Raw genomic sequence first — 16,487 nt, forward strand, 5'->3', positions numbered from 1 at the left:
GGGCGTCGTTGTAGCTGGACCAGTTCGTCGTGCGGTAGCGGGCGGGAGAAGGCTTGCTCATGCCCCCAGCCTAACCGACTGGATTCCCGCCGTGAATCCTCCGCGGGCGGACTTCTGCAACAACGCCTCTGCACGGCGATAAGGGATCTGCACCTTCAGGGTCTTCTGTCTGCGGCACAGCGTCGAGTAGTCCGGAACGGGCCAGTCCAGCCCCGCCAGGTGCAGCAGGCTTGCGACCATCCCGGCGGTCTGCCTGAGCGGCAGCTTGAACAGCACCTTGATCGACAGGCAGAACTGGATCGCCACATTCGAGAAGACCGGCGGGCGCCCCGCACGGCCCTCATGCGGCGCATGCCAGTCCATCTCCTTGTCCAGCCAGATCAGCAGTGACCCGCGCTTCCTGAGCGCAGCGTTGTAGGCAGACCAGTTCGTGGTGGGGTAGCGGGCGGGCGTGGGCTTGCTCATGCTGCCCGTCTAACCGCATGGATTCACCAGGTGAATCCTCACGGGGAGAGTTCTGCAACAACGCCCCCAAAAGGCCAAATATCACTGGAATCGACAAAATGAATACTGGTCGGAGCGAGAGGATTCGAACCTCCGACCCCCTGCTCCCGAAGCAGGTGCGCTACCAGGCTGCGCTACGCTCCGACCGTGACCGGGCAGGTAGCGGGTGGCGGGGGGGAATGCAAGGGCATTGCTCGCGCCCGGTGCGGGAATTCGGTGGGTGAGGGTGCCTGGGTGCCATCCAGCGGCTAGAGCGCGGCCCTGCATGACCGCCGCCGCGCCGCCGGATCGGACCGCGCCTGGGGGTCACGGCCACCGAGGGTGTCGGCCGGCGCCGCCCGACCGACGCGCCGCCACCGCACCCGACGGAGCCGCCGACGCCGCAGCGACGCCGCCTTACGCGGCGCAGCGCCCATCGCACGGATGGTGTCCTATGCAACCCACCAGCGCCCCGCGGCCGCAGCCGCTGCTCACCCGGTGGCCAGCGCGCGGACGCCACCACACCCCGACCCATTCACCCTGCGACCAGCGCCGCGACGATGCGATCGCCCATCTCCGAGGTCGACACCGGCGTGCCGCCCTCCGGCCCCATCAGGTCGGCTGTGCGGACGCCGTCGGCCAGAACCTTCTCGACCGCCCGTTCCAGTTCGTCGGCGGCGGCGCCCTCGTCGTAGGAATAGCGCAGCGCCATCGCGAAACTCAGGATGCAGGCGATCGGGTTCGCCTTGCCCTGGCCGGCGATGTCGGGGGCCGAGCCGTGGACCGGCTCGTACATCGCCTTGGGCCGGCCGTTCGCCATCGGCGCGCCCAGCGAGGCCGAGGGCAGCATCCCCAGCGAGCCCGTCAGCATCGCGGCGGCGTCCGACAGCAGGTCGCCGAACAGGTTGTCGGTCACGATCACGTCGAACTGGCGCGGGTTGCGGACCAGCTGCATGGCGCCGTTATCGGCATACATGTGCGACAGCTCGACCTCGGGATATTCGTTGTCGTGCACCCACTGGACCTCTTCGCGCCACAGGATGCCCGATTCCATCACGTTGGCCTTTTCCATCGAACAGACCTTGTTGCCGCGCTTCTTTGCCAGCTCGAAGGCCGCGCGCGCCACCCGCCGGATCTCGCCCGAGGTATAGCGCTGGGTGTTGATCCCCACGCGGCCGCCCTCGTTGTCGGGGTTGTTGTCGTCGGGGTGGATGCCGCGCGGTTCGCCGAAATAGACGCCCGAGGTCAGCTCGCGCACGATCAGGATGTCCAGCCCCGCGACCACCTCGCGCTTGAGCGAGGAAAAATCCGCCAGCGCGTCGAAGCACTGGGCCGGGCGCAAGTTGGCGAACAGGTCCATCTCCTTGCGCAGCCGCAACAGGCCGCGTTCGGGTTTCACGCTGAAATCGAGGTTGTCATAGGCCGGCCCGCCGACCGCGCCCAGCAGCACGGCATCGACCTCTTGCGCCCTGGCCATCGTCGCGTCGGTGAGGGGCGTGCCGTGCCTGTCATAGGCGCAGCCGCCGACCAGGTCCTCGCTGACGTCGAATGTCATGCCGCGATTGGCCTCGAACCAGGCGATGACCTTGCGGACCTCGGCCATCACCTCGGGGCCGATGCCGTCGCCGGGCAGGATCAGAAGGGAATAGGACATCGGCAGGGCCTCCGCACGGGCTGGATCGGGTGGAAAACAAGGGCTGTCCTCGCGTATCCGTGGCCTTGCGCCGGGTCAAGTTCACGGCCATTTGGGTTGCCCTTTGCCGGGGCTTGGGGCGGTATGGCCCCGCTGACCCAAGGAGACGAACCCCATGAAACCGATGCTTGCCGCCGCAATCGGGCTGGCCCTGGCGATCCCCGTTGCGACCTTGGCCGATGGCGGCATGACGGTGCCGCTGCCCGACACCTCGGGGCTGGCCGAGCCCGAGGCGCGGGCGCTGATCGCCCAGCTGGCGCAGGTCAACGTCATCACCTCGAACTGCCCGGGGCACGCGATCTCGGACGGGGAATGGACGCTGATCACCGGGACCGGCGACCGGCTGGCCGCGCAGCTGGGCCTCAGCGCGGGCGATTACGACCGGGAATTCTACGGCCCGGCCTTCAAGCTGCTGGATGATCCGCAGGCCTGCGACCGGATCGGCCCGACCGCCGCGCCGCTCATCGAGCGGCTGAAGTCGATGGGCGGCGGCACCACCCCGACCGCGGCCTCGCAGTAACGCGGACGCGGCGGTTCAGCCCATGCCGCCGCCGCCGCCATCCGGGCCCCAGCGGGCGCGGTCCACCCGCCAGGACCACAGCGCCACGCCGATCCACATCCCGTTATAGGCCAGCCCCGCCAGCAGCACGATGACGCCGGGGATCGGCCCGATCGCGGCCCGGCCGATCAGGTCGTGGATGTCCTGGGCGGGAAACGGGTGGATGGCGATCTTGCCCCAATAGGCCACCGACTGGATGCCGAGGATCCAGATGAAGTTCCGCCGCAGCCGCCGCCCCAGCGCCTGGGCAAAGCTGATGTGGTGGGTGGGCGATTCGTAGTCTGCCGCCAGCACGTCGCGCCAAGCCGGGTCCAGCGGCTGGCCGCGCAGCATGGGCGCGTAAAGATGCGTCTCCATCCACCGCGCCCTGGCCCGCCAGACGTTGAAATAGCGATAGCGCCGGGCCTCGAAGACGAGGAACACCAGCAGCAGCATCCCCACCACCAGCAGCGGCAGGGCCGAGGCGGTGTGACTGGAAAACGTCGAGGTCAGCGCGATCCCCATCATCACGATCGACCAGTTTGTCGTGTTGTCCAGCCGCGTGCGCCAGATCGTCGAGCGATAGACCTCGCCGCGATACAGATGCGCGATGGCGCCCAGCTGGGCGTTGTCGAAATCCCGCAGCCGCGAGGGCAACAGCGCAGCGGTGGCGTCGGGCGCTGGCGCCTCGTCGGCGGGGCGGTCCCGGTCGGCCAGCCGGCCGCTCGCGGGATCGCCGCCGGCCGCGGCGGTGTCGAACTGCGCCGGGGCGCTGCCCGGAGGGGTGAAGGGCTCGCTCATCGCGGCAACTCCAGATCGACCCAGACGAGGCGGTGGCGCGAGGCGGCGGCCACCACGTCAGCCAGCGGCGCGCCGGGCGCGGGCCACAGCACGCCGGCAGCACTGACGACAAGATCGCGCGACGGCAGGATCACGTCCACCCGCAGATTGCCGGGACCGTCGGCCGCCGGCCAGGCGGCGGTATCCAGCGCCGGATCGCCCGTGTGGCGGGCGTTGGCGCCGGTCTGCGGCGCTTGGGCGGCGCCTTCGCTTGCGGGCTTGGGGTCCTGCGCGGCGGCGATCAGCGCGCGCAGCGCCTGCGGGCGGCCATCGCCGTCCACCGGGTCAAGGTTGGCATCCCCGATCAGGACGAAACGCCCCTGCGGCAGCCGGTCCAGCCAGTAGGCGGCCTCGTCGTGGTTGCGCCGGCCGTTGCGGTCCTCGGGGCCGTCGAAGACCGGCGGCGTCGCTGACCACGCCAGCAGCTTCACCGGGCCAGAGGGCGTATTCACCGGCACCTCCCAATGCGCGGTCGAGGACAGGCGCTGCGCCGCCGCCACCTCGGGCGGGGCGGGCGGCATCAGGTTGCCCGGCAGATCGCGCCACAGCTCCGCCGAATGATCGGTGACGGCTCCCAGCGGCAGCCGCGACAGCACCGCCATGCCGTTCTGCCCGGTGAACAGCCCAAAGCCCTGCGCGTCGTCGGCCGTGCCCAGCCGCCCGTCCCCGTCCAGGTCCAGCCCGGTCGCCATGCCGCCGTTCGGCTGGCTCGCGTGGTGGTGCGGATAGTCCATGCCGGCCGCCGTCAGCAGATCGGCAAAGGCGGTCAGCGCCAGCCCGTCATGGTCCCAGTCGAAGCCGGTCAGGACCAGCACGTCGGGCCGCGCCGCGACGATGACCTGCACCGCGGCGGCGATCTGGGCGTCCTTGCCCGACCGGATGTCCTTCAGCAGCAGCCCTGGCCCCTTGCGGCTGAGGTCGGGGGTCCAGGTGGCGATGCGGATCGCGCCGGGGGCGGGGGCCGGCAGCGCGCCCTGGGCGGCGGCGGGCACGGCGGTTTCGGGCGCCGACTCCGTCCACGCCGGAAATGCAAAGGCCGCGGCGATCAGCGCCGCCGCGGCCGAGGCGGCAAGGCGGCGCTTCAGACCCACGGCTGGGACTGGGCGATCCGGGCCTCGTAGGCCTCAATCGCGGGCGATTTCTCCATCGTCAGGCCGATGTCGTCCAGCCCGTTGAGCAGGCAGTGCTTGCGATGCGGGTCCATCTCGAAGTGATAGGCGGTGCCGTCCGCGCCGGTCACGGTCTGGCTTTCCAGGTCGACGGTCAGCCGCGCATTGGCGCCGTTCTCGGCGTCCCGCATCAGTGCCTGCACGGCGTCCTCGGGCAGCACGATCGGCAGGATGCCGTTCTTGAAGCAGTTGTTGTAGAAGATGTCCGCGAAGCTGGTCGAGATCACGCAGCGGATGCCGTAGTCCAGCAGCGCCCAGGGCGCGTGTTCGCGCGACGACCCGCAGCCGAAATTGTCCCCCGCGACGATGATCTGCGAGTCCCGCCAGGCCGGCTTGTTCAGTACGAAGTCGGGGTTCTCGGCCCCGTCGGCGGTATAGCGCATCTCGTCGAACAGGTTCTTGCCCAGTCCCGAGCGATGGATCGTCTTCAGGAACTGCTTGGGGATGATCATGTCGGTGTCGATGTTGACCAGCGGCATGGGGGCCGCGATGCCGGTCAGGGTGGTGAAGGGGGTCATGGGATGCTCCGTCAGCTTCGTGTGGGGGCGCCGGACAGGCCGAAGCGTTCGGCGAGCCGGGCAAGAAGACTGCCGGCCGGTGCCGGCCGGCGCAGCAGGGGCGGCGGGATGCGCGAGGCATACAGATGCACCACCTGCGTCTGCGGCGTCACCCAGCCATCGGTGCCGCCGTGCGGGTTGAAGGCCACCGCGGCATGCCACCACGGCAGCGGGTTCAGCGCCACCGAGGGCAGCGCACGGGCGTCCTCGCCGGTCTGGTCCAGGGCGTAGGTCAGCCCGCGCGGACCCAGCAGGTTCGGCATCACCCGGCAGGCCTCGCGCAGCGTGTCCTCGGGCGCGACCTTGCGCATGGCGCCGCGGCGGTCGGCGGGCATCCAGGCGGGCACCTCGTCCGGCGTCGTGCAGGCCCGGTTCAGGATGGCAAGCCCCGGCGAATCCGCAGGCAACCGCAGCACGGCGCAGTTCAGCCAGACCCCGTCCTCCTCGGCGCCGACCAGATAGCCGTCGGCGTCGGGTTCCAGCGGCACCAGCGCGACGGCGTCGGTATCGACCCAGATCGTCTCGGTGTCCCGCATCAGCGCAAAGCGGAAGACGTCGGATACCAGCGCCGGAGAGAACCGGCCGAGCAGCGCGTCGACCGGGATGATCCGGTCGGCGCTTTCCAGCCGGATCCCGTCCGGCACGCCGGCGGGGGCGGGGCCTGCGTGATACAGCGTCACCTCGTGGCCGTGATGACGCAGCGCGGTCAACGCGAGCCGGTCGATCCAGCGCAGCCGGTCGCCGATCCACAGGCTGGCGACCGGGCGCAGATGCCGTTCACGCCGGGGCCGGCGGGCGGCCATCAGGCCCGTGCTCCGCTCAGGGGGGTGAACTGCGGCATCGGTCGTCCGGTCCCTGCTGCAAGCTCAGGCGCAATGCGGGACCGGGACGCGCGCGCCGCGCCGGGACCTGTCCCGCACGGCGCCGCGCCGCCCCTCGTCCCGGTCACCGCAGCCCATCACGCCTCGGCTGTGGCGATCACGTCGCGCACATCGACCAGATGCCCGGCGATGCCCGCCGCCGCCGCCATCACCGGCGACATCAGATGCGTGCGCCCGCCGCGGCCCATCCGGCCCTCGAAGTTGCGGTTCGAGGTCGCCGCGCAGCGTTCGCCCGGCGCCAGCTGGTCTGGGTTCATCCCCAGGCACATGGAACACCCCGCCAGCCGCCATTCGAAACCGGCATCGGTGAACACCTTGTCCAGCCCCTCTTCCTCGGCCTGCATCCGCACGAGCCCCGATCCAGGGACCACCATGCCGCGGACGCCCTCGGCCAGGTGCTTGCCCTCGAGGATGCCGGCCGCGGCGCGCAGATCCTCGATCCGGCCGTTGGTGCAGGACCCGATGAACACCGCGTCGATGCGGATGTCCTTCAGCGCCATGCCGGGCGTCAGGCCCATGTAGTCGAGCGACCGGCGCGCGGCCTCGACCTTGCCGCCCTCGAAATCCTCGGGCGCGGGAACGGTGGCGCCGATCGGCAGCACGTCCTCGGGCGAGGTGCCCCAGGTCACGACGGGCTCGATGTCCTCGCCGCGGATGGTGATGACCTTGTCCCACGCCGCGCCCTCGTCGGACGACAGCGTCTTCCACCAGGCCAGCGCGGCGTCCCACGCGGCGCCTTTCGGGGCGTGGGGGCGGCCCTGCACATAGGCGAAGGTCTTGTCGTCGGGCGCGATCAGCCCGGCGCGGGCACCGCCCTCGATGGCCATGTTGCAGACCGTCATGCGGCCTTCCATCGACAGGTCGCGGATCGCCTGGCCGCAATATTCGATGACATAGCCGGTGCCGCCGGCGGTGCCGGTCTTGCCGATCACCGCGAGCGTGATGTCCTTGGCGGTCACGCCGGGGCGCAGCGACCCGGTGATCTCGACTTTCATGTTCTTCGATTTCTTCTGGATCAGCGTCTGGGTGGCCAGGACGTGTTCGACCTCGGACGTGCCGATCCCGTGCGCCAGGGCGCCAAAGGCGCCATGCGTCGCCGTGTGGCTGTCGCCGCAGACCACGGTCATGCCCGGCAGGGTCCAGCCCTGTTCCGGGCCGACGATATGGACGATCCCCTGGCGGATGTCGTTCATCGGGTAATAGTTGAGGCCAAAGTCGCGCGCGTTCTTGTCCAGCTCGGCGACCTGGATGCGGCCCTCGGGGTTCTCGATCCCGTTCACCCGGTCAGGCGTCGTCGGCACGTTGTGGTCGGGCACGGCGATGGTCTGATCGGGCCGGCGGACCTTGCGGCCGGTCATCCGCAGCCCCTCGAAGGCCTGCGGCGAGGTCACCTCGTGGACCAGGTGGCGGTCGATATACAGCAGGCAGGTGCCGTCGGGCTGGCGGTCGACGACATGAGCGTCGAATATCTTGTCATACAGCGTGCGGGGGGCGCCCGCATTGGCAGAGCCGGTCATGGCTGTCTCTTTCGGCAGGGGATGGCGGTGGTCGAAGAGGCACGGACACGCGCGCACGGCGCGCCAGGGCGCGTCACAGTCGCGCGGTCACCGTCCGGCTGACGCCATAGAAGCGGCCGGGCAGGCGGATTCGGTCGTGAATGTCGAAAAACCGGAACATCGGTGCAGATTACGCCGCGTCCTGACGCGCTTCAAGCGGGTCTTGCCGGCCCCCGGACCGGGCCGGCAGGACGCGGGGCAGCGGTCGATCCGCGGCACCGGTCCGGTCCGCGCGGCAGGCCGGGGTGCCACCATTCGGCCGCCCATGTTCAACAAATGCAGCGCAGCGGTTGAGAACGGTGCGATCCGTGCTATCTTTGTCCCATCCCGGCGCCGGGGACTTGCGGCGCGCTGACCGGAGGAAGACCCCTGTCCACCACCGTCCCGTCGCCGCAACCGGCGACCGCGACCGCCGCGGAAACCAGCGACCAGTTGCTGACCCGCATCCTGTCCTCGCTTGACGACGACAAGGCCGAGGACATCGTCACCATCGACCTGCGCGGCCGTTCGGCCATGGCCGACCACATGGTCATCGCCTCGGGCCGCAACGCCCGTCAGGTGGCCTCGATTGCCGAACATCTCGTCGACCGGCTGAAGCAGGACACCGGCCGCAGCGCCCGGATCGAGGGCAAGGACACCGGCGACTGGGTGCTGATCGACACCGACGACGTCATCGTCCACGTATTCCGCCCCGAAGTGCGCGAGTTCTATCAGCTTGAAAAGATGTGGATGCCCGCCGACGCGCTGGGCAGCCTTCGCGCCGATGCCGCCCGCGAGGCGTCGGCCGCCGCGATGCCGCAGTAACGCGGCATGAGGGACGACCGCCGATGATGCGGATCCGCATCGCGGCGGTCGGCCGGATGGCCGCGCGGTCCCCCGAGGCCGCGCTGGTCGAGGACTACCTGACCCGCTTTGCCCAGACCGGCCGCGCGCTGGGCCTTGGACCCGCGACGGTGGCCGAGGTCGAGGACCGCCGCGGCGGCGGCAAGCCCGCCGAGGCCGCGCTGCTGTCCCGCCAGGTCCCCGACGGCGCCGCGATCATCGCGCTGGACGAACGCGGCCGGACGCTCAGCTCACCGGACTTTGCCGCCGCGCTGGCCCGGTTCGGCGACCAGGGCCGCCCCGAGGCGGTCTGCCTGATCGGCGGCGCCGACGGGCTGGACCCGGCGCTTCGAGACCGGGCGGATCTGGTGCTGTCCTTCGGCGCGATGGTCTGGCCGCACATGCTGGTGCGGGTGATGCTGGCCGAACAGCTGTACCGCTGCGCGACGATCCTGGCCGGAGGGCCGTATCACCGGGTCTGAGCGGCTACGACCCACCCCGCCATAGGCACCAGTCCTCGTCATGAAAGGCCTTCCACAGGGACGCCCAGACCCCCGGCATCCACGGCCAGGGGAACAGCATCAGCGGCAGCGCCGCGAGGATGAACCACCACGGGCGGGCATGGGCGAAGCTGGACACCATCCGCCCCGAGGACTGTTTCCACAGGATAAGGTCGCGATATCCCGGCCCGCCCAGCAGGATCGCCGGGACCACCCGCAGCGCCACCAGCGCGGCCGCGACACCCACGGCGACGGCCACGCCGCGGGCGAGCCTGCGCCAGCCCAGCCCGCCGGGCACCCACAGCGGCGCGCTCAGCAGCGCCGGCCCAGGTGGAACAGGATCACCGGCCCCTTGGCCAGCACCCCCAGCGCCAGCGCCGCCCCGACCGGCACCGGGTCCGGCCCGGCAGGCGGGCCGCCCGCAGGATCGCCAGCAGCCCCAGCAGCGTGACCGTACCCAGCAGGGTGTCGAACATGGTCAGCCCGGCGAAGACCTGGAACCCCAGCATCCCCGCCAGAACCGCCGCCGCGGCGGCGCCGGTGCCCTCAGCCCGCCACAGCCGGCGGCCCAGCACCCAGGTCAGCGCCAGCATCGCCACGCCGAAGGCCGGCGCGACCGGCCGGGCCGCAAGCTCCGAGACGCCGCCGACCCGCCAGACGAGGTCGATCAGCCAGAACAGCAGCGGCGGCTTGTCGGAATAGATCGCGCCGTTCTTGTGCGGCACCAGCAGACTGCCGCCCTGCGCCATCTCCCACGCCACCGACAGATAGCGGGTCTCGTCGATGGGCAGCGCCGGGCGCAGCAGCACGCCGGCGACGGCCACCAGCGCAAGCCCGCCAGAGCCATCGCCCCGACATGGCGCGCGCGGTCAGTCCGCGCAATCGTCACCCTTGAAGCGGTCGATCGCCGCGATCGCCTCGTCCGCCGTCTCGACGAAGGTGATCAGGTCCAGGTCCTCGGCCGAGATCGTGCCCGCATCGGCCAGCCCCTGCCAGTTGATGATGCTTTCCCAGAATTCGCGGCCGAACAGGATGAAGGGCAGACGTTTCATCCGCTTGGTCTGGATCAGGGTCAGCGTCTCGAACAGCTCGTCCAGCGTGCCGAAGCCGCCGGGAAACACCGTGATCGCCCGCGCCCGCATCAGGAAATGCATCTTGCGGATGGCGAAATAGTGGAAGTTGAAGGACAAATCCGGGGTCACGTACAGGTTCGGCGCCTGTTCATGCGGCAGCACGATCCCCAGCCCGATCGACTGTCCGCCGGCCTCGTGGGCGCCCTTGTTCCCGGCCTCCATCACCCCCGGCCCGCCGCCGGTGCAGATCACCCAGTCATGGCCGTAACTCGCAATGCTGCGTTCGGTGATCAGCCGGGCAAAGCGTTCCGCCTCGACATAGTAGTGCGACAGCGCGGCCAGGGCCGGGGTGCGGGCGCGGGCCGCATCCTCGGGCGCCGGGATGCGGGCGCCGCCGAACATGACGACGGTGGTCTTGACCCCCCGTTCGTCCATCACCAACTGCGGCTTCAGCAGCTCGAGCTGCAGCCGGATCGGGCGCAGCTCCTCGCGCAGCAGGAATTCGGTGTCGGTGAAGGCCAGCCGATAGGCCGGGGCGCGGGTCTGCGGGGTGTCCGGGTCCTTGGCGACGATGACCGCATCCTCGTCGCTGTGGCGGAAAACATTGCGGTGGTCGTCGTCGGCAGGCGTCATCGGAACCTCGGGCAGCGGCCGCGCGGCGTTGCGCGGCCCTTGCCCCCCGCATATAGGCGAAAGGTAAAGATTTCCACCCGACCCCCGAAGGAGCCGTCATGTCCAACGCCGCGCTGGAAACCGCCATCGAAGCCGCGTGGGAAACCCGCGACACGATCACCCCCGCCACCCGGGGCGAGACCCGCGACGCGGTCGAGGCGACGCTCGAGGCGCTGGACCGGGGCGAGCTGCGGGTGGCCGAAAAGCGCGGCCAGGACTGGCACGTAAACCAGTGGGCGAAAAAGGCGGTGCTGCTGGGGTTCCGGCTGAAGGACATGGAGCTGCACGCGGGCGGCCCGCAGGGCGGCACCTGGTGGGACAAGGTGGACAACAAGTTCGCGGGCTGGGGCGAGAACCGCTGGCGCGAGGCGGGGTTCCGCGCCGTGCCGAACGCGGTCGTGCGCCGCTCGGCCTTCATCGGCAAGGGCGTGGTGCTGATGCCCAGCTTCGTGAACCTCGGCGCCCATGTCGATGAGGGCACGATGGTCGACACCTGGGCCACGGTCGGGTCCTGCGCCCAGATCGGCAAGCGCGTGCACCTGTCCGGCGGCGTGGGCATCGGCGGCGTGCTGGAACCGATGCAGGCCGGCCCGACGATCATCGAGGACGACTGCTTCATCGGCGCCCGTTCCGAGGTCGTCGAGGGCTGCATCGTCCGCGAGGGCTCGGTCCTGGGGATGGGGGTCTTCATCGGCCAGTCCACCAAGATCGTCGACCGCGAGACCGGCGAGGTCATGTATGGCGAGGTCCCCGCGGGGTCGGTCGTCGTCGCCGGCTCGATGCCGTCGAAGAACGGGGTGAACCTCTACTGCGCGGTGATCGTCAAGCGGGTGGACGCGAAGACCCGGTCGAAAACCTCGATCAACGAACTGCTGCGGGATTGAATCCCGCCTGACCTGCCCCGACATGAGGCGGGAACTGTCGAAAGGAACATTACATGAAGGGTTTGAGCTGGCTTGCCGCGATCATCGTGGGCGGCTTTGCGGGGTGGATCGCGTCGTCGATCATGGGCACCGACACGGGGATGATCGCCAACATCGTCGTGGGCATCGTCGGCGGCATCGTCGGCAACTGGCTGCTGGGGTTGGCGGGCGTGAACCTGCGCGCCGGCAGCTGGCTCGCCCAGGGCATCGCCGCGCTGTTCGGCGCCGTTTTCATGATCTGGGTGGTGCAGGGGTTGGCCTGACGCGCGCACCGCGTCACGCACAGGAACGGGCCGTCGGTTTGCACCGCGGCCCGTTCTTCTTTGCCCAAGTATCCCGGGGTCCGGGGCAGCGCCCCCGGTCCGGCCGCGCCTTAGCCGCGCCGCAGCTGCCCCAGCAGGATCGAGGTCGGATAACCGTCCGGCGCCACCCCGATGGCGCGCTGATAGGCCGAGATCGCCTCCATCGTGCCCGAGCCCATCTTGCCGTCGATCTCGTCGCGATAGAACCCGCGGGCGGTCAGCAGGCGCTGGATCTCCATCCGCTCGGCCTGGCTCAGCGGGCGGTCCGACCGCGGCCAGGCGCCGGTGATGCCCTGGCGGCCGGCGATCGCCTCGCCCAGATAGGCCACACCAAGCGCGTAGTTGTCCGAGTTGTTGTAGCGCAGGATCGACCGGAAGTTGTCGAGGATCAGGAAGGCCGGGCCATTCGCGCCGGCCGGGCGGATGATCGAGCCGCTGCCATTGGGCAGGCTGCCGCCGCCCTTGCGCTGCACGCCCGCCGCCGCCCATTGCGCCGATGACCGCCGGGTGCCCTTGCCGACGGCGGAAAAGCCCTGCGGCAATTCGACCTCGGTGCCCCAGGCCTGGCCGCGGACCCAGCCGTTGCGGGCCAGATAGGCCGCGGTCGAGGCCAGCGAGTCGGTCGGGTCGTCCGACCAGATGTCGCGTCGCCCGTCGCCGGTGAAGTCGACGGCATAGGACAGATACGAGGTCGGCATGAACTGGGTGTGGCCCATCGCCCCGGCCCACGACCCCAGCATGTGCTGGGGATCGGTGTCGCCGGCCTGGATGATCTTCAGCGCCGCGATCAGCTGGTCCTGGAACATCGCCGAGCGGCGGCCGTCAAAGGCCAGCGTCGCCAGCGACGGGATGATCTGCATCTTGCCGCGATTGGACCCGAAGTTCGATTCCATGCCCCAGACGGCCAGCACGATCTCGCGCGGGACGCCATAGGTGCCCTCGATCGCGGCGAGGGTGCCGCCGTGGCGGGCGAGCATCTGCCGTCCGGTCGCGACGCGCACGTCGGACACGGCGCCGTCCAGATACAGCCAGACGGGTTTCGAGAACTCCGACTGCTTGCGGTCAAGCCGGATCACCTCGGGGTTGTAGCGGGCGATGGCCATCGCGCGGTCATAGGTCGCGGGGGTGATCCCCGAGGACAGGGCGCGCGGGCGGAAGTCGTTGACCCATTTGCGGAAACCGGCCTCGGTGCCGGGGTCGGTCGCCGGGATCGGCGCCACCGCCGAGGCGCCGCCGCCGCTGCCGATGGGGGCGACCCGCACGCCGCACGAGGCCAGAACGGCGATCACCGCCGCCGACATCGCCAGTCGGGCGGCGCCCCTGGTCATGGAAATGGTCATTGCTGCTGCCCTCGCCGATTATGGATTTGTTGCCGTGAATCCTAACCCCGGCGGGCTTGGCGTGGCAAGCAGTCAGGGGAAGAGCTCGTAGATGGTCGAATGCGGCAGTTGCGGCCCGGCGCCGAACCGCACCACGACCAACCTGCCGCATCCGGCGCATGTCAGTCCGCGCCATCCTCGGCGGTCTCGTCGTTCGCGCAGGCGGCACCCTGGAAGAACGGCTCCATCTGCGCGACCACGACGCTGTTTTCGTCCAGGGCGCGCTGCATCAGGGTGCGCTCTTCCTCAGGGATCTCGTCGCCGCCCTTCAGCCGGTCCTCGAGGCTGCCATACCCCTGCACCTCGAGCGGGGCGAGATCGGCCTGTTTCAGGATCGCCACCGTCTCGCGCACCGCCTCGGCCTGGTCCTTGCCCGAGGCATAGCAGACCAGCGCCGCCCCCGTGCTGCCGTCGGGCAGACCGTCGCCCTTCTTCCGGCCGACCTCGACCAGCAGCGTATAGACTTGTTGTGTCATGCCCTAGCCTTTGCCATTGCTCGCCCGGATGATCACGGGGGATGGGCGATGAGCCGAAGTTTGGCAAGGGTGGAACGGGCGCTGGCCGTGGCCGGGCTGCCGCTGGCGGACTTCACCGCCTGAGCGTCGGCAGCGCCCGCGGCCCGGCCCCAAGGGTCAGTGCTGCCCCGGCGCGTCGGGCGGGGCCAGCCGCGCCGGGGACCACTGGCTGCGCCCGCACTGATCGCACACCGTGTCGGCGCGGACCTGCGCCGGGTCCCGCACCGCCCCGCAATTGCTGCAACAGGCCGCATCGCCCCCGCCATCCAGCGGCGGCAGCGGCGTGACGTCCAGCGGCGGGACCAACGGCAGACCCGGCACCGGCGCGGCACGGCGAAAGACCGACAACCCGCCCCCGGCCTCGAGATAGGCGGACTCGACCTGGCCCAGATTGGCGACGCCGGCAACGCGCAGCATCGACTTGATCTCCAGCGGGCTGAGGTCGCGGCGGCGCAGGCCGTCGCACAGGATCCGGCCGTTCCGCGCCACCTCGATGGTGCGGCCGTCGATGATGTGCTTGGCGCGGTCAGACCGTTCGATCAGCGTGTCCAGCAGCTTGTTCAGCCCGACGATCAGCGTGATGACCAGCATGGCCTGCAACAGCGGGACGTCCGCGTAGAAGGTCGCGTCGCCCACCGCCGAGCCAAGCGCGATGACCAGCAGCAGGTCCACCATCGACAGCTGCGCCACCGACCGCCCGCCGATCCAGCGGATCAGGGCCAGCGTGTAGGCATAGATGACGACGGTGCGGAACGCGATTTCGGCATAGAACAGCGGCGGGTGGTCGCCGAAGAACATGCGGCCCAGGTCAAAGGGCGTGACGGGGTCGTCCATGAGACCTCTCGATGGGACCGCGGAACCGCGGCGGGGCTTGCGGCAGGGGCAGCGGGAGAGAGTGATGCCGACGGACGCCGACACGCGCAAGGACGATCTGCGGACCGGCACTCCGGTCTGGCTGCGCTCGCCGCGGATCACCCCGCCGGCCGGTCCGATGCCCGACCGGACCGGCTGGGACGCGGTGGTCGTCGGCGCCGGCACCAGCGGCGCGCTGACCGCCGAGGCGCTGAGCCGGGCCGGGGGGCGGGTGCTGGTACCGGACCGGCGGGCGGCGGTGCGCGGGTCCACCCCGGCCTCGACGGCGATGATCCAGCATGAAATCGACGTGCCGCTGTCGCGGCTGATCCGCTAGACCGGGCGGGCGCGCGCGGGCCGAGCGCGCGTGGCTGCGCTCGGTGCGGGCGGTGGGGGATCTGGTGAACCTGGCCCGGCGGCTGCGGATCGAATGCGACATGCAGCGCAATCGTGCGCTGTATCTCGCCGGCGACGACATGGGCGCGCGCGGCCTGCGGACCGAGGCCGAGGCCCGCCACGCCGCCGGCATCGCCTGCGACCATCTGCGGCCCGCCGAACCGCGCGACCGCTTCGGCATCGACCGGACGGCGGCGCTGGTGTCGGACGCCTCGGCCAGCGCCAACCCGGCGCAGCTGGCGGCGGGGTTGCTGGGCGCGGCTGCCGCGCCCGGCGTGGCTCGACGATTTCCTGGCGTGGGAGGCGGCGGACCCCTATCTCTACTTCCGCTCGACCCCGCAGGGCTGGTTGATCGTCGGCGGCGAGGACAAGGACAGGCCCCGACCGCAACGCCAACCCGGCGCTGTTGGCGACGAAGGCCGCGGCGATCTCGGCCAAGCTGCGCGATCTGACCGGCATCGACATCGGCAAGCCCGCCTATGTGTGGGCGGCGCCCTTCGGCAACACCACCGACGGGCTGCCGATCATCGACCGGGTGCCGGGGCACGAACGGGTGTTCGCGGTGATGGGCTTCGGTGGCAACGGCATCACCTTTTCGATGATCTCCGCCCAGATCGTCGCCGCCGCCATCGCCGGCACGCCGGACCCGGACGCCGCGCTGTTCGCCTTCCGCTGACAAGCGCGGTTCTTCTTTGCCCAAATATCCCCTCCGGAGGCTCCCGCCCGCGCCGAAAGCGGCAAGGGTTCCGGTTTCAGCGCGGACCCCGGATCACCCCTTGGCCAGGTGCCCCGCGAAGCTCGCGAACACCTCGTCATAGACCGCGCGCTTGAAGGGCACGATCTTGGCGGCGACTTCGGCCGGGGTCATCCAGCGCCAGGCGTCGAACTCGGGGTGCTCGGTGGCGATGTTCACCTGGTCGTCGGAGCCGTGAAAGCGGACCAGGAACCATTTCTGGACCTGACCGCCATAGCGGCCCTTCCAGATCTTGCCGACCAGTTCGGGGGGCAGGTCATAGCGGACCCAGGCGGGCGCCTCGGCCACGACCTCGCACAGCTCGGCCGGGATGCCGGTCTCCTCCCACAACTCGCGCAGGGCGGCGGCCCGCGGGTCCTCGCCCTTGTCGAGCCCGCCCTGCGGCATCTGCCAGGCGTCCGAGGGGTTGTCGATGCGGTGCCCGGCAAAGACCCGGCCGTCGCCGTTCATCAGCACCACCCCGGCGCAGGGGCGATAGGGCAGGCCGCCGGGGCCGCGGGCCGTGTCGTCCCAGCCGCCGGCGCCGTGATCGCCGTGCCTGCTCATGGCCGCGGCACGGGGGCGGGAACCGCGGCACCGGGG

The 16,487-nt window shown here is 70.4% G+C and carries 21 protein-coding genes, 1 tRNA gene and 1 pseudogene; 8 read left to right on the plus strand and 15 right to left on the minus strand.

The window, feature by feature from the left end; translation table 11 throughout:
- Positions 1–117: 117 nt before the first annotated feature.
- The 3 genes and pseudogenes from IC63_RS13820 to leuB form a co-directional block, all read right to left on the minus strand.
- A pseudogene (locus IC63_RS13820) lies at positions 118–465 on the minus strand (transposase); the annotation flags it as partial.
- Positions 466–571: 106 nt separating this feature from the next.
- Positions 572–648: transfer RNA gene (locus IC63_RS13825), tRNA-Pro, on the minus strand.
- A 370-nt stretch (positions 649–1,018) separates the two neighbouring features.
- Positions 1,019–2,137: a 3-isopropylmalate dehydrogenase gene (gene leuB, locus IC63_RS13830; RefSeq protein WP_036721286.1), complete on the minus strand. Its 1,119-nt coding sequence runs from the start codon at positions 2,135–2,137 to the stop codon at positions 1,019–1,021.
- Between the two features lie 154 nt (positions 2,138–2,291).
- On the opposite strand from leuB, the gene IC63_RS13835 reads away from it, so the two are divergent.
- Positions 2,292–2,696 carry a hypothetical protein gene (locus IC63_RS13835; protein ID WP_036721289.1) on the plus strand — a complete coding sequence of 135 codons (405 nt, stop codon included), beginning with the start codon at positions 2,292–2,294 and terminating at the stop codon, positions 2,694–2,696.
- Positions 2,697–2,711: 15 nt separating this feature from the next.
- On the opposite strand, the gene IC63_RS13840 is transcribed toward IC63_RS13835, so the two are convergent.
- The 5 genes from IC63_RS13840 to leuC all read right to left on the minus strand — a co-directional run bounded on the left by IC63_RS13840 (position 2,712) and on the right by leuC (position 7,678).
- Complete coding sequence (locus IC63_RS13840) at positions 2,712–3,515, minus strand: DUF2270 domain-containing protein (RefSeq protein WP_084115914.1); 804 nt, start codon at positions 3,513–3,515, stop codon at positions 2,712–2,714.
- A complete protein-coding gene (locus IC63_RS13845; RefSeq protein WP_332257816.1) occupies positions 3,512–4,645 on the minus strand; it encodes an endonuclease/exonuclease/phosphatase family protein in 1,134 nt (377 codons plus the stop codon). The genes IC63_RS13840 and IC63_RS13845 overlap by 4 nt, the downstream gene beginning before the upstream one ends.
- Positions 4,636–5,241: a 3-isopropylmalate dehydratase small subunit gene (gene leuD / locus IC63_RS13850; RefSeq protein WP_036721292.1), complete on the minus strand. Its 606-nt coding sequence runs from the start codon at positions 5,239–5,241 to the stop codon at positions 4,636–4,638. Before leuD ends, IC63_RS13845 begins: the two co-directional genes overlap by 10 nt.
- 11 nt (positions 5,242–5,252) lie before the next feature.
- A complete protein-coding gene (locus tag IC63_RS13855; RefSeq protein ID WP_036721294.1) occupies positions 5,253–6,083 on the minus strand; it encodes a hypothetical protein in 831 nt (276 codons plus the stop codon).
- A gap of 155 nt (positions 6,084–6,238) precedes the next feature.
- Positions 6,239–7,678 (minus strand): 3-isopropylmalate dehydratase large subunit, encoded by a 1,440-nt coding sequence (leuC, locus tag IC63_RS13860; protein ID WP_036721296.1) that lies wholly within the window; start codon positions 7,676–7,678, stop codon positions 6,239–6,241.
- A 408-nt stretch (positions 7,679–8,086) separates the two neighbouring features.
- On the opposite strand from leuC, the gene rsfS reads away from it, so the two are divergent.
- Both rsfS and rlmH read left to right on the plus strand, forming a co-directional pair.
- Complete coding sequence (gene rsfS, locus IC63_RS13865; RefSeq protein ID WP_084115916.1) at positions 8,087–8,521, plus strand: ribosome silencing factor; 435 nt, start codon at positions 8,087–8,089, stop codon at positions 8,519–8,521.
- A 26-nt stretch (positions 8,522–8,547) separates the two neighbouring features.
- On the plus strand, positions 8,548–9,021 hold the full coding sequence (rlmH, locus tag IC63_RS13870) for a 23S rRNA (pseudouridine(1915)-N(3))-methyltransferase RlmH (RefSeq protein ID WP_036721322.1): 474 nt from the start codon (positions 8,548–8,550) through the stop codon (positions 9,019–9,021).
- A 4-nt stretch (positions 9,022–9,025) separates the two neighbouring features.
- On the opposite strand, the gene IC63_RS17045 is transcribed toward rlmH, so the two are convergent.
- Genes IC63_RS17045 through IC63_RS13880 form a run of 3 tightly spaced genes read right to left on the minus strand, consistent with a single transcriptional unit; the run spans position 9,026 to position 10,745 of the window.
- Entirely contained in the window at positions 9,026–9,337 is a 312-nt protein-coding gene (locus IC63_RS17045) for a hypothetical protein (protein WP_052042256.1), read from the minus strand.
- A gap of 43 nt (positions 9,338–9,380) precedes the next feature.
- Complete coding sequence (locus tag IC63_RS17050; RefSeq protein WP_052042257.1) at positions 9,381–9,863, minus strand: ArnT family glycosyltransferase; 483 nt, start codon at positions 9,861–9,863, stop codon at positions 9,381–9,383.
- Between the two features lie 45 nt (positions 9,864–9,908).
- Positions 9,909–10,745, minus strand: a complete 837-nt coding sequence (locus IC63_RS13880; RefSeq protein WP_036721300.1) for an LOG family protein — start codon at positions 10,743–10,745, stop codon at positions 9,909–9,911.
- A 98-nt stretch (positions 10,746–10,843) separates the two neighbouring features.
- Here IC63_RS13880 and dapD point away from each other — a divergent pair, with 98 nt between their 5' ends.
- Both dapD and IC63_RS13890 read left to right on the plus strand, forming a co-directional pair.
- A complete protein-coding gene (gene dapD, locus IC63_RS13885; protein WP_036721304.1) occupies positions 10,844–11,668 on the plus strand; it encodes a 2,3,4,5-tetrahydropyridine-2,6-dicarboxylate N-succinyltransferase in 825 nt (274 codons plus the stop codon).
- A gap of 53 nt (positions 11,669–11,721) precedes the next feature.
- The gene (locus tag IC63_RS13890; RefSeq protein ID WP_036721307.1) at positions 11,722–11,970 is read left to right on the plus strand and encodes a GlsB/YeaQ/YmgE family stress response membrane protein; all 249 of its coding nucleotides are present in this window, start codon (positions 11,722–11,724) and stop codon (positions 11,968–11,970) included.
- Positions 11,971–12,080: 110 nt separating this feature from the next.
- Here the strand turns inward: IC63_RS13890 and IC63_RS13895 are convergent, their stop codons facing one another.
- The 3 genes from IC63_RS13895 to IC63_RS13905 all read right to left on the minus strand — a co-directional run bounded on the left by IC63_RS13895 (position 12,081) and on the right by IC63_RS13905 (position 14,737).
- Positions 12,081–13,337 carry a lytic murein transglycosylase gene (locus IC63_RS13895; RefSeq protein ID WP_036721309.1) on the minus strand — a complete coding sequence of 419 codons (1,257 nt, stop codon included), beginning with the start codon at positions 13,335–13,337 and terminating at the stop codon, positions 12,081–12,083.
- A 173-nt stretch (positions 13,338–13,510) separates the two neighbouring features.
- Positions 13,511–13,864 (minus strand): hypothetical protein, encoded by a 354-nt coding sequence (locus tag IC63_RS13900; protein WP_036721310.1) that lies wholly within the window; start codon positions 13,862–13,864, stop codon positions 13,511–13,513.
- 156 nt (positions 13,865–14,020) lie between these two features.
- Entirely contained in the window at positions 14,021–14,737 is a 717-nt protein-coding gene (locus IC63_RS13905) for a DUF421 domain-containing protein (protein ID WP_036721313.1), read from the minus strand.
- A gap of 64 nt (positions 14,738–14,801) precedes the next feature.
- On the opposite strand from IC63_RS13905, the gene IC63_RS18920 reads away from it, so the two are divergent.
- From IC63_RS18920 to IC63_RS18930, 3 genes are all read left to right on the plus strand, one after another.
- On the plus strand, positions 14,802–15,092 hold the full coding sequence (locus IC63_RS18920; protein ID WP_052042258.1) for an FAD-dependent oxidoreductase: 291 nt from the start codon (positions 14,802–14,804) through the stop codon (positions 15,090–15,092).
- 64 nt (positions 15,093–15,156) lie between these two features.
- On the plus strand, positions 15,157–15,603 hold the full coding sequence (locus IC63_RS18925; RefSeq protein WP_232222621.1) for an FAD-dependent oxidoreductase: 447 nt from the start codon (positions 15,157–15,159) through the stop codon (positions 15,601–15,603).
- Positions 15,558–15,827, plus strand: a complete 270-nt coding sequence (locus IC63_RS18930) for an FAD-dependent oxidoreductase (protein ID WP_052042259.1) — start codon at positions 15,558–15,560, stop codon at positions 15,825–15,827. The genes IC63_RS18925 and IC63_RS18930 overlap by 46 nt, the downstream gene beginning before the upstream one ends.
- A gap of 93 nt (positions 15,828–15,920) precedes the next feature.
- Here the strand turns inward: IC63_RS18930 and IC63_RS13915 are convergent, their stop codons facing one another.
- Positions 15,921–16,451 (minus strand): RNA pyrophosphohydrolase, encoded by a 531-nt coding sequence (locus IC63_RS13915; protein ID WP_084115918.1) that lies wholly within the window; start codon positions 16,449–16,451, stop codon positions 15,921–15,923.
- Positions 16,452–16,487 lie beyond the last annotated feature (36 nt).

Origin of the sequence: Paracoccus sphaerophysae (assembly GCF_000763805.1) — a bacterium.
Taxonomy (GTDB): domain Bacteria; phylum Pseudomonadota; class Alphaproteobacteria; order Rhodobacterales; family Rhodobacteraceae; genus Paracoccus; species Paracoccus sphaerophysae.